This window comes from Streptomyces synnematoformans, from assembly GCF_039531005.1.
GTDB classification, from domain to species: domain Bacteria; phylum Actinomycetota; class Actinomycetes; order Streptomycetales; family Streptomycetaceae; genus Streptomyces; species Streptomyces synnematoformans.
On record NZ_BAAAPF010000729.1, the window covers coordinates 1 to 835 of the forward strand.

Sequence of the window (835 nt, forward strand, 5' to 3'; positions counted from 1 at the left end):
GGTGGCGCCGCGGTCCCCGGCCCGTACGGCGCGGACGGCCGCCGTGAGGAGGGTGGCGTCCGGCGCCGGGGGGCCGTCGGGGACCGGCGTCGGCGGCGTGCGGGGCGGGGTGCGGTGGGCGGCGGCGCGGGCGACGACGACGGCGCCGTCCGGCGACTCGGCGGCGGGCGCGTAGCCCATCGCGCGGAGCCGCTCCAGCAGCACGTCGGGCGGGGTGGGGGTGACGAGGACGGTGGGCGCGAGGTGGCGCAGCCGCAGCTCGGCGGAGCGCCGGTCGGCGACGATCTCGGCGAGGAGCGCGTCGTCGTCGCAGCGCAGGTACGCGCCGGCGGCTCCGATGCGCAGCCGGCCGTGCTTGCGGGCGACGTCGTCGATGAGGTAGCTGAGCGGCTGCGGCACGGGGGTGCGGGAGTGGGCGGCGAGGAAGTCGTGCAGCTCGGCGGCCGAGCGCCCGGCGTCCAGCGCGCGCCGTACGGAGGCCTGGGTGAAGCGGTAGACGGTGGCCCCGCCCTTGGACTCGACCTCGGCGACGACGCCGAGCACGGCGGCGAGTTCGCGCTGGAGGGGGCCGGGGGCGACGGCGGTGAGGTCGGCCTGCAGCAGCACGTGGTCGACGGGCGCCGGGAGGTGCGGCGCGAGCGCGCCGCCCCCGCGGGCGGCGGCGGCACGGGTGCTTGCGGGGGTGGCGCCGGAGGCGGGGGCAGCGGCGGAGGCGGGGGCAGCCGCGGGCGGTTGTGCGGGGCTGTTGTCGGAGGGGCGGCCTACCCTGGGGCGGGAGTGCGGGGAACGGGGGGGTGCGGCGTCGGCGGCCTCCGGCGCCGGCAGCAGCGCGCGG

General features: G+C 81.0%; 1 protein-coding gene. It reads right to left on the bottom strand.

All coding sequences use genetic code 11. The features are described 5' to 3' along the window. On the bottom strand, window positions 1-835 hold an 835-nt coding region (locus tag ABD317_RS37380), incomplete at both ends, for a helicase-associated domain-containing protein (protein WP_344296585.1).